The 25156-nt window shown below is 54.0% G+C and carries 24 protein-coding genes; 11 read left to right on the top strand and 13 right to left on the bottom strand.

Annotated features, from left to right (window positions below; genetic code table 11):
• Positions 1-17 precede the first annotated feature (17 nt).
• The 3 genes from G516_RS0116405 to G516_RS0116395 form a co-directional block, all read right to left on the bottom strand.
• On the bottom strand, positions 18-1775 hold the full coding sequence (locus G516_RS0116405; RefSeq protein ID WP_051219524.1) for a diflavin oxidoreductase: 1758 nt from the start codon (positions 1773-1775) through the stop codon (positions 18-20).
• A gap of 81 nt (positions 1776-1856) precedes the next feature.
• Positions 1857-3614, bottom strand: coding sequence for a NirA family protein (locus G516_RS0116400; protein ID WP_051219523.1), 1758 nt, complete (start codon positions 3612-3614; stop codon positions 1857-1859).
• 441 nt (positions 3615-4055) lie between these two features.
• Positions 4056-4559 carry a DUF4174 domain-containing protein gene (locus tag G516_RS0116395; RefSeq protein WP_028294555.1) on the bottom strand — a complete coding sequence of 168 codons (504 nt, stop codon included), beginning with the start codon at positions 4557-4559 and terminating at the stop codon, positions 4056-4058.
• A gap of 359 nt (positions 4560-4918) precedes the next feature.
• On the opposite strand from G516_RS0116395, the gene rpsP reads away from it, so the two are divergent.
• The 5 genes from rpsP (at position 4919) to G516_RS0116370 (ending at position 7913) form a co-directional block, all read left to right on the top strand.
• Entirely contained in the window at positions 4919-5176 is a 258-nt protein-coding gene (rpsP, locus tag G516_RS0116390) for a 30S ribosomal protein S16 (protein ID WP_028294554.1), read from the top strand.
• A 21-nt stretch (positions 5177-5197) separates the two neighbouring features.
• Positions 5198-5725 (top strand): ribosome maturation factor RimM, encoded by a 528-nt coding sequence (gene rimM, locus G516_RS0116385; RefSeq protein ID WP_028294553.1) that lies wholly within the window; start codon positions 5198-5200, stop codon positions 5723-5725.
• 33 nt (positions 5726-5758) lie between these two features.
• Positions 5759-6538 (top strand): tRNA (guanosine(37)-N1)-methyltransferase TrmD, encoded by a 780-nt coding sequence (gene trmD, locus G516_RS0116380; protein ID WP_028294552.1) that lies wholly within the window; start codon positions 5759-5761, stop codon positions 6536-6538.
• A gap of 11 nt (positions 6539-6549) precedes the next feature.
• The gene (rplS, locus tag G516_RS0116375; RefSeq protein WP_028294551.1) at positions 6550-6903 is read left to right on the top strand and encodes a 50S ribosomal protein L19; all 354 of its coding nucleotides are present in this window, start codon (positions 6550-6552) and stop codon (positions 6901-6903) included.
• 161 nt (positions 6904-7064) lie between these two features.
• Positions 7065-7913 carry a DsbC family protein gene (locus G516_RS0116370; RefSeq protein WP_036536776.1) on the top strand — a complete coding sequence of 283 codons (849 nt, stop codon included), beginning with the start codon at positions 7065-7067 and terminating at the stop codon, positions 7911-7913.
• A 996-nt stretch (positions 7914-8909) separates the two neighbouring features.
• Here G516_RS0116370 and truC read toward each other — a convergent pair.
• Positions 8910-9689, bottom strand: coding sequence for a tRNA pseudouridine(65) synthase TruC (gene truC, locus G516_RS22980; protein ID WP_051219522.1), 780 nt, complete (start codon positions 9687-9689; stop codon positions 8910-8912).
• Between the two features lie 156 nt (positions 9690-9845).
• Here truC and G516_RS0116360 point away from each other — a divergent pair, with 156 nt between their 5' ends.
• On the top strand, positions 9846-11414 hold the full coding sequence (locus G516_RS0116360; RefSeq protein ID WP_028294549.1) for a cation:proton antiporter family protein: 1569 nt from the start codon (positions 9846-9848) through the stop codon (positions 11412-11414).
• Between the two features lie 56 nt (positions 11415-11470).
• Here G516_RS0116360 and G516_RS0116355 read toward each other — a convergent pair whose 3' ends face one another.
• From G516_RS0116355 to G516_RS25210, 4 genes are all read right to left on the bottom strand, one after another.
• Positions 11471-12016 carry an LOG family protein gene (locus G516_RS0116355; RefSeq protein WP_036537144.1) on the bottom strand — a complete coding sequence of 182 codons (546 nt, stop codon included), beginning with the start codon at positions 12014-12016 and terminating at the stop codon, positions 11471-11473.
• Positions 12017-12058: 42 nt separating this feature from the next.
• Positions 12059-12520, bottom strand: a complete 462-nt coding sequence (locus tag G516_RS22975) for a hypothetical protein (protein WP_211225133.1) — start codon at positions 12518-12520, stop codon at positions 12059-12061.
• Positions 12521-12822: 302 nt separating this feature from the next.
• Positions 12823-14202 carry a PhoH family protein gene (locus G516_RS0116345; RefSeq protein WP_028294547.1) on the bottom strand — a complete coding sequence of 460 codons (1380 nt, stop codon included), beginning with the start codon at positions 14200-14202 and terminating at the stop codon, positions 12823-12825.
• 593 nt (positions 14203-14795) lie between these two features.
• The gene (locus tag G516_RS25210) at positions 14796-16289 is read right to left on the bottom strand and encodes a methyl-accepting chemotaxis protein (RefSeq protein ID WP_028294546.1); all 1494 of its coding nucleotides are present in this window, start codon (positions 16287-16289) and stop codon (positions 14796-14798) included.
• A 521-nt stretch (positions 16290-16810) separates the two neighbouring features.
• Here G516_RS25210 and trxB point away from each other — a divergent pair.
• Positions 16811-17776 carry a thioredoxin-disulfide reductase gene (gene trxB / locus G516_RS0116335; RefSeq protein WP_028294545.1) on the top strand — a complete coding sequence of 322 codons (966 nt, stop codon included), beginning with the start codon at positions 16811-16813 and terminating at the stop codon, positions 17774-17776.
• A gap of 61 nt (positions 17777-17837) precedes the next feature.
• Here the strand turns inward: trxB and G516_RS0116330 are convergent, their stop codons facing one another.
• Genes G516_RS0116330 through G516_RS0116315 form a run of 4 tightly spaced genes read right to left on the bottom strand, consistent with a single transcriptional unit; the run spans position 17838 to position 20030 of the window.
• Positions 17838-18329: a hypothetical protein gene (locus G516_RS0116330; protein WP_028294544.1), complete on the bottom strand. Its 492-nt coding sequence runs from the start codon at positions 18327-18329 to the stop codon at positions 17838-17840.
• On the bottom strand, positions 18326-19225 hold the full coding sequence (locus G516_RS0116325) for a M48 family metallopeptidase (protein ID WP_028294543.1): 900 nt from the start codon (positions 19223-19225) through the stop codon (positions 18326-18328). Before G516_RS0116325 ends, G516_RS0116330 begins: the two co-directional genes overlap by 4 nt.
• Complete coding sequence (locus tag G516_RS22970) at positions 19226-19708, bottom strand: YbjQ family protein (RefSeq protein ID WP_036536775.1); 483 nt, start codon at positions 19706-19708, stop codon at positions 19226-19228.
• Between the two features lies 1 nt (position 19709).
• A complete protein-coding gene (locus G516_RS0116315) occupies positions 19710-20030 on the bottom strand; it encodes a YbjQ family protein (RefSeq protein ID WP_028294542.1) in 321 nt (106 codons plus the stop codon).
• A gap of 118 nt (positions 20031-20148) precedes the next feature.
• Here G516_RS0116315 and G516_RS0116310 point away from each other — a divergent pair, with 118 nt between their 5' ends.
• The 3 genes from G516_RS0116310 to G516_RS0116300 are packed head-to-tail and all read left to right on the top strand — an operon-like array spanning position 20149 to position 22643.
• Complete coding sequence (locus tag G516_RS0116310; protein ID WP_028294541.1) at positions 20149-21429, top strand: hypothetical protein; 1281 nt, start codon at positions 20149-20151, stop codon at positions 21427-21429.
• A complete protein-coding gene (locus G516_RS0116305) occupies positions 21422-22141 on the top strand; it encodes an OmpA/MotB family protein (RefSeq protein ID WP_036536772.1) in 720 nt (239 codons plus the stop codon). The genes G516_RS0116310 and G516_RS0116305 overlap by 8 nt, the downstream gene beginning before the upstream one ends.
• A gap of 1 nt (position 22142) precedes the next feature.
• Positions 22143-22643, top strand: coding sequence for a hypothetical protein (locus G516_RS0116300; RefSeq protein WP_028294539.1), 501 nt, complete (start codon positions 22143-22145; stop codon positions 22641-22643).
• Here G516_RS0116300 and G516_RS0116295 read toward each other — a convergent pair.
• Complete coding sequence (locus G516_RS0116295; RefSeq protein ID WP_028294538.1) at positions 22640-23278, bottom strand: hypothetical protein; 639 nt, start codon at positions 23276-23278, stop codon at positions 22640-22642. The two genes, G516_RS0116300 and G516_RS0116295, sit on opposite strands and share 4 nt — an antisense overlap.
• A 289-nt stretch (positions 23279-23567) precedes the next feature.
• Here G516_RS0116295 and G516_RS0116290 point away from each other — a divergent pair, with 289 nt between their 5' ends.
• On the top strand, positions 23568-25058 hold the full coding sequence (locus G516_RS0116290; protein ID WP_028294537.1) for an aminotransferase-like domain-containing protein: 1491 nt from the start codon (positions 23568-23570) through the stop codon (positions 25056-25058).
• Positions 25059-25156 lie beyond the last annotated feature (98 nt).

Genomic DNA, 25156 nt, shown 5'->3' with positions numbered 1-25156 from the left:
CGTTTTTTTTAATTTTCTTAGTACACATCCCGCTGATAACGGTGTTCGCTGATCATCTTGTCCATGTAAGCGTCAGCACCGGCGGCATCTGTCGCACCGTGCTCCATAATCACTTCCCGAATGCTTTTATCTACATCGGCGGCCATACGTGAGGCATCGCCGCAAATGTAGATGTAGGCACCGCTTTCCAGCCATTGGAAAAATTCCTCACCTTGCTCTTTGATCAGGGTTTGGACGTAGACTTTCTGGTCGCCGTCTCGTGACCACGCCAGGCTGGTGTTGGTGAGTACACCGCTGTCTTGCCAGGCTTTGATTTCCTCTTCGTAGAGAAAATCTTCCGCCTGATGCTGGTCGCCGAAGAACAACCAGTTGTTGCCTTTGGCATCGCGCATTTCGCGCTCTTCCAGAAATGCCCGGAACGGCGCAATGCCGGTGCCGGGGCCAATCATGATGACGGGCGCTTCGTCGTTGGCGGTAATGTGGAAGTGTTCGGATGACTGGATGTAAACGCCGATGTTGCTACCGGCCTGCAAGCGGTCGCCCAGCCAGGTGGATGCCACGCCTTTGCGGGCTTTGCCGTTGAGGTCGTAGTGCACTTCGCCAACCGTCAGGTGTACTTCTCCCGGGTGCTTTTTCGGGCTGGAGGCAATGGAGTAAAGGCGGGGTTGCAGAGCGCGCAAGCCGTCAACAAAGGTTTGCGCGTCGATGTTTGGTTTCAGTTCATTGATCACATCGCATACCTGAAAGCCCTCGGGAGCGCTGTCGAGGCCCCAGGTTTCCAGGCATTTGGCGTTGACGGTGTGAATATCCAGCTTGCTTTGCAGTAGCACGCGCAAGCTGGCCTGGCCGCTTTTCAGGCTGACCACTTCCTTGCCACTGAAACCCGCTACCGACAGCAATTCGCTGACTTCTTCCGCGCAGTTCAGTGGCCACACGCCGAGTGCATCACCAACGTGGTACTCAACGTCTTCGCTGCCACCGGCAAGAGAGATTTCGATGTGGTTTACCCGCTTGGCAGAGCCTGAACCGCTGAGATTTTCAGTGTGGATCAGGTTGGCAATAAACGGGTTGTTCTTGGTGTATTTGGGCTCGTTATCGCTGTCGTTCGCAGCGGGTGCCGCTGCAGCGCCAGCCGCATTGCTGAAGGCTTCCGATTGAAAGACCCCTTCCTTCCAGCTGGCATAGTCGTCTTCAAAGGCAACGTCGCACAGCACCAGGTCGTGGCACGGGGTCGCTCCCAGTTCGACCAGCCGCCGGTAGATATCTGAACCGACCTTGTTGAAGTGGGTGTAGCTGGAGTCGCCCAGGCCACATACGCTGAAGTTCAGGGTTGCCGGCATAGGGGCGGCATCATCCGCCATCAGGGCGGTGTAGAAATTACGAGCGTTGTCGGGTGGCTCGCCTTCACCAAAGGTAGAGCAAATAACAACGGCGTGTTGTTGGGCGGCGAGGTCGGCCGGTGTGATGCTGTCGAGCTCAATCAGCTCGGCCGCAAAGCCTTGAGTCGCTGCGAATTTTTTCAGGTCTTTCGACAGCACTTCGCAGTTGCCGGACTGGGAGCCGTAATACACCTTCAGCGGCGTTGCAGCGACCTCTTTTTCGCCTCCTGCGGCGGCAGCGGCGATGGTGCTCAAACCGGTCAGTAAGCCGTTTAGCCACTGGCGTTGCTGCGGGTCGAAGGGGGCGTTTTCAGGCAGCTCGACTACGGTATTTTGAGCATTCTGGGCGGTGGTATTAATGATCGAAGACAGCTCGGAAATCAGGGTGTCAGTCATGTGCTTGTCCGTCGTGATAATGGCTATTCGGGTTTGTCAGTCTTTGAATAAATCGGTGCTTCGCTGGGCTGTCGGGGATATTCAAAGGGGCTCAAGCAGAACGTCTTTCAGTTCGGCGTCGCCGAGTCGGTTGACGAAGGTGATAAAGCTTTCGTTGCCTTGCCTGGATTTCAGGTAGTTACCGACGATGGTTTCTGAGGTTTTGCAAATATCGCGGGAGGCGATGGGGCCACAAAGTGGGCGGGCGAGGTGTTGATCGTCATCGACGCCACCGCCAACCACAATGTTGTAGCCTTCGCTGCCATCGTCGGCGGCGGTACCAATCATGCCCAGATCGCCAATGTAGTGCTGGGCACAGGAGTTAGGGCAGCCGGTCAGGTGGATGTTGATGGGTTGGTCGAGCTCAAATTTGCCATTCAGATGATCGACAATGGCGTTACCGTCTTCCTTTGTATAGGCGTTGGCAAGCTTGCAGGCCCAGCGGCCAGTACAGGCAACAGCACCGGCTTCAAATGCGGTGGCGCTGGTGGTCATTCCAAGCGACTCGATTTCGCGGATGACAGTATCAACATCCTCGTCCCTGATGTGTGGGACCAGCAGGTTTTGCCACACCGTCAGGCGCACGTCGTTGTTGCCGTATTTCATGGCGATGCGACCGATGCCACGCATTTGCTCTGGCGACATTTTGCCGAGTCGGAGAGCAACGCCAATGTACTTGTAGCCCGGTTGAGCTTGAGGATGTACACCAATATGGCCATGGCGATTAATGCTGGGGCGTGGTGCGTCAAATTCGGTCGACAGCGGAATCAAGCGGGTGCCTTTGCCATAGCCGTCCAATACTTCCTGAATACGTTCGCATACCCAATCAAATCCATGAGCATCCAGAACGTATTTAAAGCGGGCCTTTTTACGATTGGTACGATCTCCATGCTGAACGAATACCCGTAATATGGCGTCTGCTATTTCGGTGGTATCTTCCGGTTTGCAAATAAATCCGGTATCACGGGCAAAATCATGGTGTCCGGTAATACCTCCGAGAATTAGGCGGCAATAAATACCGGGTTCTACATTCCGATTATTCTCTTTGACGTTGACTGCAAGAAAGCCGACATCGTTGGTATCTGAAACGCAGGAGGTGGTGCCAGCGTTATCAAATGAGAAATTGAATTTTCGAGGAATCCCCTGATAGTCGCGGGTATTCAATATCAGATGACTGAGCTTGTGTGCGTAGGGGCGCAGGTCGATTAATTCTTCCGGATCGAAACCGGCGGTAGGGATGCAGGTGATGTTACGTGCGCTGTCGGCCCCGGTGCCTTTACAGGACAAGCCGGAGTCGTAGAACAGACCGAGCATTTCGAGGATGCGGTTGGGTTCAATCTCTCGAAACTGAAAGCTGCCGCGAGTGGTAACGTGGGCATAGCCTCCGGCGATGTTTTCTGCAACATCGCCCAGTACCATCATTTGGTCGCCACGCAGTACGCAAGCAGGAATACGCATACGCACCATATAACCAATACTGGCTGGTGCGACATTAAATAAACCAAAATGGCGGGAAGCGAATTGATCCAGTCCTTCCAGTATTTGGTTGGTATCGTTACTTTTTACAATATCGTCCCAGATATCCAATACATGCTTTTCGTATTTTCTTTTTTCTTCCTTGCACAAATCCTCCACCGGCGTTCCCCAGAAGGTTTCCGGAATATTGGATTCCTTGGCCTGTGATGAAGAGCCCAGGGCCATGTGCAGGTTGGTTTTTATCAACATATCGGCCAACCAGGCTTTTTGTTCGGCGGTAAAACCCTGCTGCTCGGTGGCTGATGTGTTAATAATTGGAATCATATTTATATCGCTACTTTTGTTGGCTATGAGAATTTCAGGCATAAAAAACCCTCAGCCCCATTGCTGGAGCCGAATATCGCCGTTGATAAAGATTCTTGGTTCTATCCACCAAAACCAGCAAGAGATGTGCCAGCGGTGGCAGGAAGTGTTGCAGTTCAGAGCAAGAGTGGTCTGCTGCTTTCTACTGAGCCCAGCTCCAGTCTGGTTTGGTTTAGGTTTAGTACTGTTTAGTAAGGTGTCGGCGCAGGGATAGAAAAGGCGTGTTGATGAGACAAATGGCTCTGACTGGTGCGGTGTAAATGGTGCTTTGGAAGGATTTTTGCCCTGTTTGAGGGCGGTTTTAGTAGAAGTATGTCTTGTCAGATGGCTCAACGTTACTCTGTGAGAACCTGACGGGTTGTCAGAACAAGGCCTGTCTGGCAGGCCTTGCTGAAAAGAGGCTTATTGTTTCAGCTTTTCCTGACGCATTTCCTGCTGGTTCTCTTTATACATTTCCCGCTGGCTCTCTTTATACATTTCCCGCTGGCGCATCGGCATTTCATCAATGTCGTCGTAGATGGCGTCGATATCCAGCTCGTCGTAGGTTTCCTTGATATCGCCATCTTTACCAATCAAAACCACTCGGGTTTTCGGCGGTGCCAGATACGGGCTGAACGAAAGCTTCATCACCAGCTCATCGGAGAGGGTGTGATGGGAGTTGGAGTCAATCAACTGTTGGCGGTCGCTGTCGATCACCAGCCAGACCACGTTGCGCAAGGTCAGTTGCAGGTCTTCCTGCTTGAAGGTTTTTACCCAGCGTTTGCTGTCATCCTGATCGGCAATGATGATGCGGTGTTTGCCCTGAAACGGTTTCAGGCTGGTGATTTCTTCAGCGCCGGAGTGGGCGGTGAACATCAGGCTGGCAAACAGGGTGGTGAGAACGGCCGGAATCGTGATGGCGCGCATGTTGGGTTCCTTCATACAGAGTCAGAGGCTTGAGCATAGCCTCTGATAGCAGCTGTATAAATGGGGCTTACTATGTACTTATAAAAGGGGCGACAGCTGCGGCTGTTGTCTGTTTTGGATTTGCCGTTTACATATCGTTCAAGACAGTCCATAATTCGCGACCCTTTGAATAGGCCTTTTCTGTCCATTCGGTGGTTTTCAGGCTCGTTTTCGAGCTTTTGCAGCCACTGCTTGTACCGAAAAGATGTTGAACGGTGGGCGATTTTAAAACCCGCCACCGGGACTCCCGGATTGCAGGAACTTCCTCCTGCGGTATCTGGTTTTCCCGCTTGATAAATCGATCGGAGTAGATCTTTTTTATGGTAGTTATTCGTTTGGCCCGTGGTGGCTCCAAAAAGCGTCCTTTTTACAGCATCAACATTGCAGATTCTCGTTGCCCACGCGACGGTCGTTTTATTGAGCGTGTTGGTTTCTTCAACCCTATCGCCCGTGGTGCGGAAGAAGAGCTGCGTCTGGATCTGGAACGCGTTGAATACTGGATGGGTAAAGGCGCCCAGCCAACTGATCGCGTTAAGAAGCTGATCAAGCAAGCTCAAAAAGCTTCTGCTGAAGCCTAAGGCGTGTTAGTCGAGGGAGCGATGGAGACCACCCAGGAAGTCACCATTCTTGGCAAAGCCACCACCGCGTTTGGCATCAAGGGGTGGGTCAAGGTGTATTCCTTTACCGATCCAATGACCAACATTCTGGACTACCCAACCTGGCTGTTGAACGTTAACGGCGAGTGGCGCAAGTTCGAGTTGGAAACTGGCCATACCCAAAGCAAGGGGTTGGTGGCAAAAATCAAAGGCGTAAACGACCGCGATGCGGCGCTGGCTTTGTCCCAGACCGAAATTGCTGTTTACACCAGCGAATTGCCCGAGCCCGAAGAAGATGAACATTATTGGTTCCAGCTGGAAGGCCTGAAGGTAGTTAATACCCATGGTCAGCTGCTGGGCGAGGTGAAAGAACTGTTCGACTCTGGCGGTGGTAACCAGGTAGTTGCTGTGAAGAGCTGCGAAGGCAGCATCGACAAGCAAAAACGCCTGATTCCTTTTGTGGATGCCATCGTTCTGGATGTGGACCTGGATGCAGGTCAGATCCAGGTGGAATGGGAAGCAGATTACTAACCGACGTACACGGTCGGATAGAGGCACAAGACGATGTGGTTTGGAGTGGTCTCCCTGTTTCCGGAGATGTTCCAGTCACTCACCGATTACGGTGTCAGTGGCAGGGCGGTGAAGCAGGGCCTGGTTTCGGTCAATCGCTGGAACCCGCGTGATTACGCATACGACAACTACCAGACCGTAGATGATCGTCCTTACGGTGGTGGTCCTGGCATGCTGATGAAAATTCAGCCGCTGCAAGACGCCATCCGGGCTGCTCGTGAAGCAGCCGACCAGCATCCCGGCAAACCGGCCAAGGTGATTTATTTGTCACCTCAAGGTCGCAAGCTGGATCAGCAAGGCGCGCTTGAACTGGCGCAAGAAGACAAGCTGATTCTGGTTTCAGGACGGTACGAAGGCATTGATGAGCGTTTGATTGAGCGCGAAATCGACGAAGAGTGGTCTTTGGGCGATTTTGTACTCAGCGGTGGCGAACTGGCTGCCATGACGCTGATGGATTCCGTGATTCGTCTGGTACCAGGTGTATTGGGGCACGATTTATCGGCCCAGCAGGATTCCTTTATGGAAGGCTTGCTGGACTGCCCACATTACACCCGCCCGGAAGTGTACGAAGGCGAAGCTGTTCCCGAGGTGTTGCTGAGCGGCAACCACGAAAAGATCCGCCAGTGGCGGTTGAAACAGTCCTTGGGCCGAACCTGGGAGCGACGTCCGGATTTGCTGGAAACGCTGGAACTGAGTAACGAACAACATAGATTATTGACAGAGTATCTGCGCGAGCACGGCCACACATCAGACACCGGCCCGGCAGACTGTTAAGGAGCAATGCAATGAGCAACAAGAATCCAATCATTCAGCAGATCGAAACTGCTCAGCTGAAAGCTGAAGTACCTGCTTTCGGCCCTGGCGACACTGTTGTTGTACAGGTTAAGGTTAAAGAAGGTAACCGTGAGCGTCTGCAGGCGTTCGAAGGCGTTGTAATCGGCAAGCGTAACCGCGGCCTGAACTCTGCTTTCACCGTTCGCAAGATCTCCCACGGTGTTGGCGTTGAGCGTACCTTCCAGACTCACAGCCCACTGGTTGACAGCATTGCTGTTAAGCGTCGTGGTGACGTTCGTCAGGCCAAACTGTACTACCTGCGTGAGCGTAGCGGTAAGTCTGCACGTATTAAAGAAAAGGTATAATTGGTTCTCACGAACCTTATATCGAGAAAACGGGCCTTTTGGCCCGTTTTTTTATGCCTGTAAGAAATTGGTGTTACTCTGTTACTTTGAATTCAAGGCCGGGAACCCGATCAAGGATTGGCGTTCAAAGGCCGACGAGCGACGACAAGGTAAGTGTCACAATGAAAAAATTGATGTTAGCCAGCCTGGTATCCGGCTTGGCTATGCTGCCCCTGGGGGCTTCTGCAGAAGATATCAGCGACGTGGCGGAAGCCCGTTTGCAAACCATCTACGGTGAACACATCAAGGTGGCTGAAGCCAATCTGATCGCCAATGGCCAGATTCTGGAAGTCACCATGGAAAGCGGCCCCTTCCTCTACATGACGCCAGACGCCAGCCACCTGATCTATCGTGACGAAGTGATTCGTATCGACGGTGGCAGCGCTGTGAACGTGACTGAGGCTCGATTGAATCCTAAGCGCGCCAAAGCCCTGGCTGCCGTGGCAAATGATCAGACCGTGGTGTTTGAAGCCAAGGGTGATCAGAAGGCATTGATCAACGTATTCACCGATATTGACTGTGGTTACTGTCAGAAGCTGCATCAGGAAGTCGATGAGCTGAATGATCTGGGTATTACGGTGCGCTACCTGGCGTATCCTCGTTCCGGCATTGTTGATCGTCAGACCGGCCAACCGACCCAGTCTTACCAGAAGATCAACTACGTTTGGTGTCAGGACGACCGTGCAGCGGCTATGACCGAAATGAAAACCGACCAACAGCAGTTGAACAGCCTGGGTCGCCAGTTGCGCGCTGGTAACAGCGCGCTGCAGGGCAAGGTTGAAAAGCTGCAACAGACGCTGGTCAGCAACATGCAGGCGGGTAACGGTTGTGCCACGCCGGTAGCGCAACAGTATCAACTGGGCCAGCAGCTGGGCGTCAATGGCACACCCGCCATCTTCACCGAAGACGGTCAGTTGTACCCGGGTTATATGCCGGCCAAAGAGATGGCCAAGGCGCTCGGTGTTTTGTAACAGAACCCGCGATGTGCCCTTGTTGTCGCTGTGATAACACGGGTGTATTGAACCCTGTCAGAGAAACCCGCCACGGCGGGTTTTTTGTTGTCTGTAAGAAACCCTCCAAAGCCATTTTGGAAACCGCCGAAAATGACGAATTGGTTAAAAAATAGACAAACAAAGGGAGGGATAGAGATCGCTTGGGTCTGAAGCGTTTTTAAAGGCTATATGCACACAATTATCCACAGAATCTGTGGATTAACTGAAGGCTGTGGGCAAAATTCAGCGCTGTTTCAGATCGGTGCAGCCCGAAAATTCGTCCTTACATACCATGGTATGAGTCAGGGCGAGTCAATTATTCACAGTCCAACTTTTGATCGATTTCTCATTTGTAACAAAGTGGCATTTGCACCTTTGGTTAATAATTCGTCAAGTGGCTGTTTTTTAAACTGTTTTTGATAAGAATCTGACGCGTTCAGGATTGTTTAACAAGTGTGCAATAAACTTCTGGCTGGCGCAGATTCTTGTCCCCCGAATTATCCACAGAGCATTTGCACCGCTTTGTTGATCCCGATGGCGGAAATTGGAAAAATTTTTTCCTGCAAGTCTTGACTGCAATCTTTTGCGTGAAAGATGAAAAAATAATATCAGCCAGGCGTTATTCACATCGCTGTAAAGTGAAAATTTGCTCGCTAGAGATTTGTCAATAGACTGCTCTAAAATACTTGAATATTTTATAAGTTATTGAAAAATAAGGAAAAATCAATCTGGTGCAAAACCGACCAATCCGTCAGAAAGCCAGTAATAATGCGGCTTTGCGGCACTTTTGAATAATTTATGCCCAAATTTATCCACAGAATCTGTGGGTAACCCTGAGTCAAGGGTAAAAATCGGAATTTGCGGGCAAAAATGCGGTTAAATCGAAAAAAATTGCCTTCGGCAGGGAAGTTGACGTGAATTGGTGAAAAGTTATCCACCAGCCGCTTGACTGGTGGATTTGCCTCGAAATCGGGCTTATTGCCCCGTCACAGAGCAGTCTTCTGAGGGATGTTGGTTGTCTTCCTGATGCAACGCCTCAGGCAGCTGTTGTTGCCAGCCAAAACGAACGATCAGGCGGTTCCAGATAGGGTCGAGAGGGGCCACAAAGGTGAGCGTTTCGTTAGTAACAGGATGTTGCATCTGTAACTGCCAGGCGTGTAGCAACAAACGGCCAGCATCGAAGTGATCACGGAAGTAGCGACTGTGGCGACCCTTGCCGTAGCGTGCATCACCAATGATGGGATGAGACAGGTGCTTCAGGTGACGACGGATTTGATGCTTGCGGCCGGTTTTGGGCACAGCCTCAACCAGCGAATAGCGGGACTGAGGGTACTTGTCGATTTCGACCGGAATTTCCACCGTGGCTTTCAGGTAAAAGTCGGTGATGGCTTCCTGGGCTGGCTTGTCGACTTCGTGCTTGGCGTATTTGTCGACAGGAGGCTTCATGGCGTAGTCCAGATGGATGTGCTCCGGCATGTAGCCACGGGTAATCGCCAGATAGCGTTTCTCGACTTCCCGTTCGCGCCACTGGTCGACAATCAGGCTGGCCATTTCACTCGACAGTGCAAACACCAGTACGCCAGAGGTGGGCTTGTCGAGACGGTGCACCGGGTAAACCCGTTGTCCCAGCTGGTTTCTTAGCAGTTGCAATACAAAGCGTGTTTCATGGCGATCGATTTCGCTGCGATGCACCAGCAGGCCACTGGGCTTGTTGATGGCGACGAGGTACTCGTCTTTATAAAGAATTTCTAGCAAGGGAATCCAACCTGTAATATGAGCGCGCAAACTTTACCCAAAATGACGCTCACCAGCACCTCTTTTGCGGCCAGTCAATGATGGTCAGGCGAGTGTGTTTGATGCTGGAAGGGTTGTGGTTCTGCTCGTTGTGGCTGTCTAAATAAGGAAAACCGAATGGATTTTGTCTGGATTCTGGTGGCATTTGTGTGCGGCTTTGTGGTCAAGCAGCTGGGGATGCCACCTCTGGTGGGCTATTTGCTGGCGGGGTTTGGTCTTCATGCGGCGGGTATGCAGCCAGACTCCAGTTTGCAAAAGCTGGCCGATCTGGGCATTACCCTGATGCTGTTTACCATCGGTTTGAAGCTGAATGTCAAAGCGCTGCTGAAAACCGAAGTATGGGCCACCAGCGTGGTACATACCGGGATCTGGACGTTGTTAATCGCCGGTTTTGTGGTGCTGCTGGGCTGGCTGGGTATCAGCAGTTATCTGCAGCTGCCACTGACCACTGCGATTCTGGTCGGCTTTGCCCTGAGCTTTTCGTCCACGGTGTGCGTCATCAAAATGCTGGAGGAGGCCTCCGAGCTGAAAGCCCGTCACGGTAAGCTGGCGGTCGGTATTCTGGTAATTCAGGACATCGTGGCAGTCATTTTCCTGGTGGCTTCCACCGGCAAGGTGCCTTCGGTTCTGGCGTTTGGGCTGCTGGCGTTGTGGCTGTTGAAACCGCTGCTGCACCGTATGGTCAGCCGGGTAGGGCACGATGAGTTGCTGCCGCTGCTGGGCTTCTTCCTGGCGCTGGGCGGCAGTGAGCTGTTCTATCTGGTGAACATGAAAGGGGACCTGGGTGCCTTGATTATCGGCATGCTGTTGGCCTCTCACCCCAAGTCGTCTGAAATCTACAAGTCGCTGATGGGCTTCAAGGATCTGTTCCTGATTGGCTTCTTCCTGTCGATTGGTTTTACCGCGCTACCAAGCTGGGACATGGTACTGCCGGTTGTTGCCCTGACTTTGACCTTACTGCTGAAGTTTGGCTTGTTCTTCGGGCTGTTGGTGATGTTTCGGGTTTCCGGGCGGGCGTCGTATCTGAGTGCCCTGGCGTTAACCAACTTCAGTGAGTTCGGCTTGATTGTTGCCAGTCTGAGCACCGAAAAAGGCTGGATGAGTCAGGATTGGCTGGTGATCATTGCTGTCGCCATGTCGCTGTCGTTCGTCCTCAGTTCGTTTATATATCGTCGTGCTCACCATGTGTATGCCTTGCGCAAAACGTCGATCAACCGTTTCGAGCGGGCTGGTGCGCACGCCATTTACGAGCGTCCTGACAATGCCAGTGTGCTGATTCTGGGCATGGGGCGTGTGGGCAAGGGCGCTTATCAGGCTTTGGAAGATGAATACGGCTCACGCATTTGTGGTGTGGAGTCGGATGCCGAGCGGGTGATCCGGTTGCGCAAGCAAGGTATTAATGTGGTGGCCGGTGACGCCGACGATATGGAGTTCTGGGAGAGCATGGGCTGCTCTGACGGCCATATTGACCTGATTATGATGGCGCTGCCATCCCATCTGGAAATGAAGAGCACCCTCGAAATGCTGCGGCTATCGGGCTATACCGGTCGCATTGCTGCGGTGGCGCGCTACGACGACGAACGGGATGAGCTGCTGGCGATGGGGGTGGATGTGGTGTTTAACTACTACGCCGAAGTCGGCGCGGGCTTTGCGGCCCAGAGTCGCCATCTGTTGGGGACTTTCTAAGCCCGTCTGCTCTGTCCCCGCTGCATATTGCTCAAGTGCTGCCGTCGCCTGAATCTTCAGGCGGCTGCGTGCTCGTTCAACAGGGTCAATAACTCGGCCGGTTGCGTGGCTTTTAACAGCGGCACCTGATGATGGGCAAAGTCCTGTTGCTGGATGTGTTCCATCAGAGTGAAGAACGGCTGCCAGAAATTGTTCACGTCAAAACAGACGCAAGGCTTGTTGTGGTCGCCGATGTTGGACCAGCACAGCACTTCAACCATTTCATCCAGTGTGCCAATACCGCCTGGTAAAGCGATAAAAGCATCCGCCAGTTCAACCATTCGGGCCTTGCGCTGGTGCATGCCGCTGACGAATTCAAGTTGGGTCAGTCCCTTGTGGGCGCGTTCCTGAATCCACAGGTTATCTGGCATCACGCCAATGACGTCGCCACCTTCCGCGAGTGCCGCATCTGCCACAATCCCCATCAGTCCGGCGGAGCTGCCGCCGTAGACGATACCGACGCCTTGCTTTGCCAGGTAGCCGCTGAGTGCGGCGGCGGCCTCGGCAAATTGCGGGTCGTTGCCCATGCGAGAACCACAGTAAATCGCGACGCGTTTAATCATTGGGAAGTCCGGTGCTGGCTGTTGAGCGCGCAGCATAACGGATCAGAACAGATTCAGCACCAGCGCAGCGGTTTCGCAGTGGTCCTGTTCTTTCATGTCGTTTTTCTGGGTGCTTTGGTCGGAGCTTATTTTGGCGTAGCTGCTGCGAGAACCTTTGCACAGGGTGAGCCCCAGGACGTTATTCTTCGAGCGTACAAACAGGTTCATATTCACCAGACCACGGCTGCGCGAACGCAAATGCAGCTTTTGCGGCGACAGCGTAAACGAGCGCAAACCGTCTTTGGAGGTGAGGTTCATGCTGGCGCCAACCGGCGCGTTGACGAACACCGCATCGTCGCGGATTTCAACGCTGGTCCAGTTGGAATCGGTTTCAAACTCCAGCTCGTAAATCTTGTATTCGGAGTCCTCACCCTTGGCGTCAGCAGCCAGTAGCTGAAATGAGGCCAGGCTTAACAGTACGGTTACCAACCAGCGACAGACCGGGTTACGGGAAATGATTGCCATAATATCGTCCATAAACATCCGTTAAGAGAGATAGGGACTGGCACTCGTCAAGGGCGTACAGAGGCCCATTGGGCGAGAAAAAGTCCACTTGTCTGGATCAGTATAGACAGCAGTCAGGAAAGTCACGGTCGTGCGGATGAATTTGTTGGTAGCAGCGGGGTGGTGCTGTATTGCTTGGGGCCCAATTCGCAGGCAAGCCTGCTCCTACAGGTGTGAGGTATGCGAGGTAAAGGTAGCCTGTGTGTAGCGGGTAGGGTGGGGACATGTCCCCACCGCTGTTTTTCAGGGTAATTCAGGGCAATTTACAAATGCGTTTCCGCGTATTCCGCCAGCGGCGAGCGTGGCGAGCCTTCCAAATGAATGGTGCCGCCCAGATTAAACTCCTTGAAGCGTTCAATCAGGTAGGTCAATCCGGAGCTGATCGGGTTGAGGTACGGGGTGTCGATCTGCGCCAGGTTGCCCAGGCACACCACTTTGGAGCCCGCGCCAGCCCGGGTGATGATGGTCTTCATCTGGTGGGGGGTCAGGTTCTGGCATTCATCAATCAGAATCAGACTGTGCTGAAAGCTGCGGCCGCGAATGTAGTTCAGGGATTTGAACTGCAACGGCACCTTCTGAAGGATGTAGTCGACACTGGAGTTCTGGTGTTCATCATCGCTGTGCAGCGCTTCCAGGTTGTCGGTAATCGCGCCCAGCCAGGGCTCCATTTTTTCTGCTTCGGTGCCCGGCAGGTAGCCGATGTCTTCGTCCAGTCCGCGGGTACTGCGGGTGGCGATAATGCGGCGGAATTGTTGGGTGGCGACGGTCATTTCAATGGCCGCGGCCAGCGCCAGAATGGTTTTACCTGAGCCCGCCTGGCCACTCAGTGTCACCAGTGACACATTGGGGTCCAGCAACAGGTGCAGCGCCATCGCTTGTGGCAGGTCGCGGGGTTTCAGGCCCCATGCGCACTGCGACATCATTTGTTCGGCAGGCAGATCCTGTAATACGGCAATTTCCTGCCCAAGGTCGACGATTTTGCCAATAAAGCCTGCTTCATCGACGATAAACCGGTTGATGTACAGCTCTTCCGGTAGGTCGGCACGGGGAATACGGTGGAAGGTGCCGGAGGTGTCGTGGAAGGTTTCTACCTTGCTTTGGCTGTCCCAAAACGAGCCGGGGTAGGTGTGATAGCCGGTTTCCAGCAGCGACACATCGGTCAGCAACTGGTCGTTCTGGTAGTCCTGCGCGCCGACGCCGCAGCCTCGGGCTTTCAGGCGCATGTTGATGTCTTTGGTAATCAGCACGATGTCCCGGCGCGGGTTTTTCTCTTGCAGCGCGACCAGACTGTTGATGATCTTGTTGTCATTCAGGTCCAGCGGCAGGGTGCGATTACGGCTGTCAAAGCCGTCCAGCAGGATGGAAAAGGTCCCTTGGGTGCTGCCGTCAGGGCGTTGAATCGGCACCCCTTTGGACACTTCGGTCGGGCTGGCATCGCCAATAATCTGGTCGATCTGGCGAATGGCCTCGCGGCAGTCAGTGGCAATGCCTGCCTTGCCGATCTTCAGTTTGTCGAGCTCTTCCAGAACGGTCATTGGGATAACGACCTGATGTTCCTCGAATTTGTGAATCGAGGCTGGGTCGTGAATCAGCACGTTGGTGTCCAGCACATACATTTTTGCGGCGGTTTTGCGTGCGGCCATAAAGACGCTCTCCTGATGTCAGGTGATCGGAACAAAAACGGAATGAATGATGTACCGGCGCAAGGCCGGTTGCAGGGCATAACGGTTGGTTTGGTACTTGTGTGGGCGGTTGCTTGGGTGATTGTTTGGGCAGAAGCCCGGCGAATTGAGTTAGTAGTTGGGTTAGCAATTGAATCGACGGGTGATTCAAGGGTGGCGTTGAAGGAGCGGGTAAAGCGGAGACGTGAAGGGTGTCTGAAGATCTTGTCTGGCGGCCATGAAATGAGTCGGCAAGTCCCCGGAAGCGTTGCACGTTCAGCGCCTCTGAGAGTGGCCTGCAAGCAGGCAATGGGCAGCAGCGAACCACTGCATGAACTTCAAACGGGTAGACTGGCAACGTCTCCCTCCCTCCGTGGGTGTTGAATTCAATATGGCTCTAATTGCTGCTGATGTGAAGTGTCAGAAGTAATTTTTTGTGGAGTGTTTGGTTAATCCAGAGGAGGTGCCAGGCGCGGGTTACAGCTCCAGAGCCTTGTGCCATGGTGCCCGTCGCTCACCCTTAAGGGCGTGAACGCGGGTAAACGAGAGGGCGTAATCGCGTTAACGGTGAGGGCTTAAAACAGCTCGACTTCGCTTTTGCTTTCCGAGCTTTCAAAGCGCAGCTTTTCATCGGTTAGCTGATCAATCATGCCAATCAAACGGTTGCTGACGTCTTCAATGCGCTCGAATCCCATCCGCACGTTGTCGTGGCTTTCAAGGCTGTTTTGCCAGTCGGGCTGTCTGACGGCGAGGAGGATCTTTGCCATTTCTTCGTGCAAGGATTTATGCAGTGGCTCAATGCCTTTGTAGGAGGGTAAGTGGCTGAAATACTGGTGGCCAATGCCGGTTTCATACCATTGGCCGAAGCGACAACTGTGGTGGTCGCAGTCGACCGCGCGCCAGGCATCGCTGCCGGGGCCAGCTTCAATGGCCCGGTAGCCGTTTTGCACATAGATCATGTGGTCTACCTTGATCAGTGAGGCAAAGCTCACAATCTCGGAGTAGCTGATCTTCTGGTAGGTGCGCTGGGCGATGCTGGCCAGTTCGCCAAACGAGGTTTCAAACTGCAAGGTTGAGCCGGTCACCGAGCGGGTCGACTCCACCATATCGCTGGCGGCGTCTGCCATGGCGTTGGAGGATGTCTGAAAATGAGTCATCAGGCCGCTGATGTTGGCAGTTGCAGATTGGGTGTTGGCGGCCAGTGCGCGCACCTCATCGGCCACCACTGCAAAGCCGCGGCCGGCTTCTCCAGCGCGAGCGGCTTCGATGGCGGCGTTCAACGCCAGCAGGTTGGTTTGTTCGGCAATGGTGTCGATCTGACGCAGCACCTTGGCGATTTCTTCGGTGTGGTCACGCAGTTCGGCGGCATTGCCGTGAATGGAGTTGGCTTTTTCCGACTGTTGTTGCAGGTCGCCCACCACCCCACGAATGCGGTTCAGCGCATCGGTCGATAGCTGTACCCCGGTGGCGGATTGTTTTTCAACAGCGGTCATTTCATTGGCTACTTTCCCCAGGTCTTCCTGATTGCGGGCCAGGTTGGTCAGTAACCCTTCGGTTTTGGTGTGGCCAATGTCGCGGTCGAGTTCTTTGTTGTTGCTGAGGAAGTTGGCTTCTTCGATGGCTTTGAAGGCCACGGCGATGTTGTTCAGGGAATCGTTCAGTTGCCCCTTCAGGCCGGTGCAGTCTGGTGCCCGGAAGAACTTTTCTTCACTGGCGGCCCGAAAGGAAGATTCGGCTTCGCGGATGTAGCTTTCAACCTGATCCAGAAACGAGTTCAGGTTGCCGGACATCTCACGCATGTTTGCATCGGCGTTTTTCAGCGCCAGCCTTGGGCTCAGATCGCCCTGATTCACCTGATTCAGTACACCGTGCAGTTGTCCCCGTTGCTGCTGCAAAAACTGTTTTTGGCCAAACCGCAGCAGCGTCATGATGGCAAACAACGTCAGGCTGGTGGCCATGGCGACCATAGAGCCGCCGGAAAACATCAGGATGGCAATGCTGGTTAGCCAGCCTGCCTGGTTGATGAAGTTCAATGTGCGGGGTGAACAACGAGAACAAAACTCCCACATGGTTCAAAGGCTCCTTTTCGAACGTCCGTTATGGAACGGCGTAGTGCTGGCAAGGTGGCGGTACTATCATCAAGCTGTAAGGCATCGAACGGCTGCAAGGCATCAAACAGCTATAAGGCATCAAACAGCTATAAGGCATCAAACGGCTGTAAGGCATCGAACGGCCGTGAGTCAGCGATGGTGCTGGATGACTGTTGACCTTCTTCGCTTTAAGCGCGTTTTGAGTATAGGCAACAAATCCAAAGGTGCAGGGGTGAACCGATTAAAATTGGTAACGGCGTGATGCCAGAGCCAATCGGAGGAGCCCGGTGTCAGCCAGAACGACGAGGTCGGGTAACAGCCAGAGCTGAGCGTGGTGCGGAGCGGTGCTGTGGGGCCTTAGGTTATTTGCTTTCTGTATAAGGCAGCTATTGAAACTGCAGTAGTTGCCTATATATAGTCTGCAACCTTTCAAAGAAGTCTAAAAATCAAAGCTGCTATTACAGGCTTTGGTTACCGGGCCGTCACATCTGGAGATCGAAATGAGCGAACCACGCCACGTTAAATTGTTGATTCTGGGCTCTGGCCCTGCGGGTTACACCGCTGCTGTTTATGCTGCCCGCGCCAACCTGAATCCTGTGATGATCACCGGTATGCAAATGGGTGGTCAGCTGACCACTACCACCGAAGTGGATAACTGGCCTGGTGATGCCATGGGTGTTCAGGGCCCTGAACTGATGGAGCGCATGAAGGCGCACGCCGAGCGTTTTGAAACCGAAATCGTGTTCGATCAGATCAGCGAAGTGAACGTGCAGCAGCGTCCTTTCTACCTGAAGGGCGACAGCGGTGAATACACTTGTGACGCACTGATTATCTGTACTGGTGCTTCCGCCAAGTACCTGGGTCTGGAAAGTGAAGAAGCGTTCAAGGGCAAGGGTGTTTCTGCCTGTGCTACCTGTGACGGTTTCTTCTACCGCAAGAAGCCAGTGGCTGTGATCGGTGGTGGTAACACCGCAGTTGAAGAAGCCCTGTACTTGTCCAACATTGCTTCTGAAGTCGTGGTTGTACACCGTCGTGACAGCTTCCGTTCTGAGAAGATTTTGGCCGACAAGCTGCTGGAAAAAGCCAAGAACGGCAACGTAACCATCAAGTGGAACAGCGAGCTGGACGAAGTGGTGGGTGACGACATGGGCGTTACCGGCATGCGCATTAAAAACCGCGAAACCGGCGAAACTGAAGACGTTGCCGTAGACGGCATCTTCGTTGCTATTGGTCACCAGCCAAACACCGGTATTTTCGAAGGTCAGCTGGATATGAACGACGGCTATCTGAAAGTACACAGTGGCACCAACGGCAACGCGACTCAAACCAGTGTTGAGGGTGTGTTTGCTGCCGGTGACGTGTCTGACCACATCTACCGTCAGGCCATTACCTCTGCGGGCACTGGCTGTATGGCTGCGCTGGATGCTGAGAAGTACCTGGACAACCTGGAAGCCAGCAAAGGCTGATTAGTCGGTTGCTGAATGGAAAAGGCCTCTGATGAGGCCTTTTTTGTGGGCGTTATTTCTCTTAGTCGATGCAGAATGTGAATTCCTTTATCACCGAATTCGAAACTGCAAAGCCAGCTACTGGCTTTTCATCATCGCCTTGGCCCTCTGTCACCATGACAGCGCATCCGTCTTGCATCACGTGGTCATGTAATTGATAGGTATGGCCAGCCTTAGGCTCAAATCCCATGGCGGCGAAACAAAAGGTGCTTCCCCATGTATGTCTTATCCCGACGGTTACGGCATTATCCGCAGTAATCATCACGGGAACCTGAGCTTCTTCAGACTGAATACCTTTAACAATTGCAGTCTCTGAGCATTTATCTTCGCCAATAACACCGATAAAGACCTGATTAACTCTCATCTTCAGAATGGAGTTGGTCTTTTCGTAGTTGTTCACAACCAGTGTTGCCTGTGGCGTATTCTCATCAGGAGTGACGTACTTGCTGGCACAGCCTCCCAATATCAGTGTGGAAATAGCGGTGGTAATCAGGGCGATCTTGCAGAAGTTCATTCCGTTTCCTTGTTAGCTTTCCCGGTATTCAGAAAATGGCTTTTGATTTGTAATTCTGAGGGTAATGCAGTCAGTTGAGCCTTACTGCTGGTTACCTGTTTTTGTTTGGCGATGACCGCCAGTCGCTCGGACGTCATCGGGTGAGTCTGAAACACCGTTTGCCAACGGGATTCACCGTGTTGGTCGAGCATTTTTTCAAAAAACTCTTCGGCGCCCTGGGTGTGGCCATAATGCTGTTGCAGCATGAGCAGAGCATCGCGGTCGGCGTCACGTTCCATATCGCGGCTGAAGGACAACAGTGTCACGCTGCTGGTGAGCTGGGCCAGCCCGGCTGTGTCGCCCGTTACCAGACTGATCATCATGCTGACGGTCAGCTGTTCCAGCGCCAGCTTGAGCGGATGGCGTTGCTGAACATGGCTGTATTCGTGGGCCATCACCATCGCCAGGCCATTTTCGCTGTCGACGGTTCTTAATAATCCCGCACTGACGAATACATGGCCGCCCAGGGTGGCAAAGGCGTTGGGAATGTCCATGTCGCTGAGGTAATGAACGGTCACCGGCAGCCGGTCTGGCTGGTGGGCGGTCAGACGCTCCATCAGCTGTTGCAGGGCTTGTTGCTTGGCGTCTGCCTGTGCGTCATTTTCTGTATTGGCGGTATCTTCTGCGCTGCTTTGCTCAAATGGCACATGGGCATCGTTAAACAGATCCCGCTCCCATTGGTAGGGAATGAAAGGGGCAATCCAGCGCGCGCTGTAGGCAAGCACCAGTGTCGCAAGCAACAGGGCAAGCAAGACCCCGGTGGCCAGTAACAGCAGGTCTTTTACTGGTGCATTGTGGGCGTTGTTGATGTGTTCCGGCGGCTTGGGATTACCGCCGGGCAGGGATGGCTGCGACATTCAGCGGTTGTCCGGCGCAGAAGCCCGGGTCGGAATCATGGCGGTGCCATAAGCCAACACCTCGATTGACCCCAATCCTTTGCCGGCGTTATCGCCAATGCGGCTGGTTTCCAGCTTCAGGTTTAGGACTGCATCGGCTCCCAGCGTTTTGGCTTCCTGCTGCATGCGCAGAATGGCTTCACGGCGACCACGGTCCAGCAGGCTTTCATAAGCGCCGACGCGGCCGCCAACCAAACTGCGCAAACCGGCCACAACGGTTTTGAAATAATCCACCGATATCACCACCGAACCACTGACCATCTCACTGGAGTGGGACAGCATTGAGCGTGGCGGAATTTTGGTGCTTAGCACCAGCAAGGAGCGCAGCTCGTCTTCCCGAGCCTGAATACTGCGGTAGTGTTTGCGTTCATTACGGCGGCCAAACAGGTAGCCGAGCGACAGCATCCCCAGAAACAGGCCGATCTGAAACAGTAGCTCGCCCATGTTAGCGGTCCTCGATGATCACCGCGCTGCCATACACAAACAGCTCGGAAGCACCGGCGGCAATGGAGGAGGTAGAAAAGCGGACGTTAACAACCGCGTTGGCACCCAATGAACGGGCTTGCTCCTGCATGCGCTCCAACGCTTCATCGCGGGACTCGGTGAGTAGCTCGGTGTAGCTGCTGAGTTCGCCGCCAAAGATGTTTTTCAAACCGGCCATGATGTCTTTACCGGCGTGTTTGGCGCGCACTGTACTGCCTTGTACCAGACCCAGATGCTGGGTAATGCGTTTGCCTGGGACGACTTCCATATTGCTGATGAGCATGATGTTTCCTTTTTTGCATGCCTGATTTTATTGATAAGAATACTAGCGCTATTGCCCGGCGCAAAAAAGTCAGCATGGACTAGACTCATACAAAATCACCGAATGCATGAGTTGTCCCATGATGGAATCCCTGTCTGGCTGGACCCTGCTGTTGATGGCCGCCATTGGCCTGTTGACCGTAGGTTTTCACTTCTGGCGGTTCAGTGGCAAAACCCTGGATGTTGCCCCCAATATTCTTACCTCGCTGGGTATCTTTGGTACCTTTCTGGGGGTTGCGTTAGGTTTGTCCGAATTTGATACCACGGACATTCAGGCCAGCGTACCCACGCTGATGGAAGGCCTGAAAACCGCGTTCTGGTCGTCCATTGTCGGCTTGCTGGGAGCGCTCAGTATCAAGGTGCGCGGCGCGTTCGGTCAGTTGACCGCACCGACCGGAAAACAGCAGGGGGCGACCATCAGTGACCTGCTGGAATCCCTCGACAAGATGAAGCTGTCGCTGACAGAAATGAATCAACTGGCCCGCGATAACAACGCCGCTGCGGCCATCAGTGCCTTCCAGACGGCCGCCAGCAGTCAGGGGGACCGCCAGCACAAGGCTTTGATGCAGGAGCTGGAGCAGATCAATCACTCACTGGAGCACTATCAGGAGCGCATGGCAGAAGCCAATGCCAAGGCGCTGGTTGAGGCCATTGAGCGGGTGATGACCGAGTTCAACACCAAAATCAACGAACAGTACGGTGATAACTTCAAGCGCTTGAACGAGTCTGTGATTTCCATGCTGGATTGGCAAAAACAGTACAAGGCGCAGATTACCGAGCTGATCGACGAGCAGCAGCGCAGCACCGAGTCGATGAAGTCGGCGGTTGAGTCGTTTGAATTCATGGTACGCCATGCGGATGCCTTTAACGGTATTTCGGCCTCGTTGGAAGAACTGCTGACGGCGATGGAAACCCAGCGCGACAGTTTGCAAAAGCAACTGGGCAGCCTGGCCGGTTTGATTGCCAGTGCCGCTGATGGCTTGCCGCAATTGGAGCAGCGAGTGTTGGGGTTGACCCAGGGCATGGCCGATGCGGTTGAAAAACAGCAAAGCTGGCTCAGCAACGAGCTGAGCGAATCCCAGACCAAGCTGCAAAACCAGTGGCAGCAGCAACTGGCCAGCACTCAGGAAAATCTGCAAAACCAGCAACAACAGAGCCTCTACCAGCTGCAAAAACTGGGCGAGCGCGTCGAGCGCCAGTTTGTGGTGCTGGACGAATCCCTCGAAGCGGAGCTGAACAAGTCGCTGAAATCGTTGGGTGTTCAGCTCAGCGCCTTGTCCGAGAAATTTGTTTCTGACTACAGCCCGCTGACCGACAAACTGCAACGTCTGGTGCAAACCGCGGAGCGCGTGCATGAGTGATCAAAGCAGCCTGCTGGATGGCCAGCCAGTGCCGGAAGGTGAAGCCCACTGGTTGTCGGTAGCCGACCTGATGGCCGGGCTGATGATGGTCTTCATGTTGGTGTCGATGGTGTTTATGGTCAACGTCGAAACCGAGCGTAACAAGGTGCGCGACGTCGCCATTCTGTACGATCAACTGCGCACCCAGCTGTACAAGGACCTGAAAGCCGAGTTTGCCGACGACATGACCCGCTGGGGCGCGGAGCTGGACGAAGATCTGGCCTTTCGTTTCAACAACACCGATGTGCTGTTCGACAAGGGCGATGCCGACCTGAAGCCGGAATTCCAGCAGATACTGGCGGACTTTTTCCCGCGCTATATTCGCATCATTACCGGTGAATCCTACCGCGAAGACATTCTGGAAGTGCGTATTGAAGGCCATACCTCATCGGGCTGGTTCGGTGCCAAAAACGAAGACGAAGCCTACATTCGCAACATGGAACTGTCGCAGGAGCGCACCCGTTCGACACTGGCTTACGTGCTGGAATTGTCGTCAGTAGAGCAAGACAAAAACTGGCTGAAAACCCATCTGACGGCCAACGGTCTGTCGTCGGCCAAGCCGGTCCGCGACCAACAGGGCGACGAAGTGGCAGAAGGCTCACGGCGGGTAGAATTTCGGGTGCGCACCGATGCCGAAGGCCGCATCGCCACCATTCTGGACAAGGTGCTGTAGCGTGAAGCTGGTGGACTTTTCCGAGCAGTCGGAATGGCTACAACTGCGACAAGCCATGGGTGCCGCAGACACTGGCTCGTTCGAGCTGCATGACCCCGAGCGGCATCTGAGTCATCAGGAACTGAAAGCCCTGGCAGAGCAGGGGCTGGTGATTCCGGCCAGTCGTTTGTTACTGCTGAAAGACCGCACACTGGCGCACAAGAATCGGCGCGTATGGGTTCGACAAACGGGGGTTGAATACCCTCAGTGGCATGTTTCCAGCTGTCACGAGGTGGATCAGTGGCGGCATAAGAACGTCGACGTACTGGCGAGCATTTCGACCCAGGAGCCGGAACTGGCGGATGGCAAAACGTCGGGTATTTGCATGGCCTGTCTGGCCGAGATGGGCTATCAGGGAATCGACAGCCGCCGTATTCGGCGGGTCGATTTTGCTGAGCAGGTGAAAGCAGAATTCAGTCTGGCGGCCTTCTTTTCAGAATACCCGCCAGACTGGTCAGTCTAGACGCGTGCGGTACGACGACGGCTACGAGCCCATACACACTGCCAGATAACGGCGTGGGCAATGCCCGTCAGGGCCATCGCGACGGCATCAATACCTGAGGCACTGTGTACACCGTCAATGGCGGCGGCATCCACTCCCAGCGAGTGACCAAACAGCAGCGCACACAGCGGCAGGGATACCACAAACTGCCATGCCACCATGGCATCGGTACGGCGGAACAACAGCAGTTGGCTACCCAGCTGATAAACCGTCAGAGCAACCACCAGTGACAGCAAGGCCCAGCCCAGCGACAGTTCTGTCACTGCATTCAGAGTGGCAAACGGCAGCAGCAGGGTGGCCAGCACGCTGGTGATGCCGATCCACGGCCAGTTGGCCGACGACGGAAAATCCCAGCCGCGTACCGACAACCACAGCATGGCCAGCACACCGGTCATGGCACTGGAACCAAACGCCAGGGTATGGCTGGAAAACTGCTCCAGCGCCAACCAACCAGACGCCACCATCACCATCGCAGCGGCGATTGCGCCGGTAATCAGAATACCCAGTGTCAGCGTGCGCTTGTTGGTAGCAATGGCCGCTTTACTCTCGATATTGCGGTCAGAAACGGGTAATTGAGCGGTAAGCGAATGTGTCATGGCGCCCTCCTGTGAGCGAATGATCATGGGACGATCACAGTATCCAATAGCGCAACTGTTGCGGTTAGCGGCAGAATCAAGGGGAAATACCAGTACAGAATGACGTAACAGTTAACTGAACTGGCCAAAAAGCAACAAACTGTACTGGTCATGCTTCAAGCCCCAGGCGTATGCTGTTGACATACTTTTCAACCACTCAGGACAGCCGTTACGGCGCGGTTCTTTTATTGCGGAATACCCCCTCAATACAGAGCCCGACGCTGACTCTTTTGTTATTCAGGACACCCTCATGCTGGAACGTACACTGGAAAAACCGCTTTACCTTCAACTGGCCGATAGCCTTGCCGCTGACATTCAGTCTGGCGTGTTTCCGGTCGGCCACAAGATTCCCAGTGTCCGTAAAATGAGTGCCCAGAAAGGCGTCAGCATTTCCACGGTGTCGCAGGCGTACGCCTGGCTGGAAGATCAGGGCTGGTTACAGGCTCGGCCGCAATCCGGTTATTACGTACGGTCGGCATTTGCCGCCAACGACCCGGAAGGTGAACCGCGGCTACCAGTGTCTGAGCCGGAGAAAACCCCTACCAAAGTCACCAAGGTCGAGCTGATTACCGAGCTGTTGGACGAGTTGAAAACGCCCAGCATGGTGAACCTTGGGGCAACGATTCCTGAAGATTCGCTGATGCCTCAACGGCAGTTGCAGCAGCACATTCAGAAAGCGGCGCGTTACCACATTGACGAAGTGTTGCAGTATCAGTTTTCGCCGGGCTATCCGGCTTTGCGGCAGCAGCTGGCAGTGCGCATGCGCGATGCTGGCGTGCACTGTGGCGCCAGCGAAATCGTGGTAACGCACGGTTGCGTTGAAGCGCTGACCTTGTGTTTGCGCGCCGCCACCAAGCCGGGCGACCTGCTGGCGGTCGAGTCACCGTGTTATTACGGCTTTTTGCAGCTGGCGGAATTGCTGGGCCTGAAAGTGTTGGAAATTCCGACCGACCCGCAAACCGGCATGAGCGTGGAAGCGTTGGAGCTGGCGCTGAGCCAGTGGCCGATCAAGGTCGTGCTGTTGACGGCGCGGTTTTCCAACCCACACGGTTCGATTATTCCGGTGGCACGGCAGAAGCAATTGGTGTCGCTGGCCCGTCGTTACGACATCGATTTGCTGGAAGACGATATTTACGGTGAGTTGGCGTTTATTGGCGATAAAGGGCCAAACAGCGCCCGCGCTGCAGACGGTGCTTTTTCGGCGCTGAAAGCCTGGGACACCGATGGACGGGTGATGTATTGCAGCTCGTTCTCGAAAACCCTGTCGGCCGGTTTGCGGTTGGGCTGGTGTTTGCCGGGGCGGCACTTCAAACAAGTGGTGAAAGAACAGACTTTCACCACCTTCTCGGCCAGTACCTTGTCGCAATATGCGGTGCAGTCGTATTTGCAGCACGGCCACTACGACCGTCATTTGCGTAAGCTGCGGCAGGTTATCACTGAGAACTTCGCCCGTTTCAAATTGGAGATTCGCCGCTTCTTCCCGGAAGAAACCCTGATCTCATGCCCCAACGGCGGTTACTGCCTGTGGATTCAGCTACCTGACGGTATCGACTCGACCAAGCTCTATCACCTGGCTCGTGAGCGTTCCATTACCGTGGTTCCAGGCAGTCTGTTCTCAAACAGCGATCGTTTTGACCACTACCTGCGTCTTAACATCGCGGTGCCCTGGAACGACAAGCTGGAAGAAGCCTTGCGCACCCTGGGTCAGCTGGTGCATCAGATGAGTCCTGCTAAAGGCTAAACAGACAAGGCTAACCAGATAAGGCCAATCAGCCAGTTGCTGCCTGCCAGTTGTGACTGGCACTTGGACTTCCTCTCTCCCTGTTCTTTACTGCAAGG

It is taken from the genome of Oceanobacter kriegii DSM 6294 (assembly GCF_000422845.1).
In the GTDB taxonomy this organism is placed as follows: Bacteria; Pseudomonadota; Gammaproteobacteria; order Pseudomonadales; family Oceanobacteraceae; genus Oceanobacter; species Oceanobacter kriegii.
Note: the sequence above shows the minus strand (reverse complement) of the source record. Positions and strands in the feature narration are given on the sequence as shown.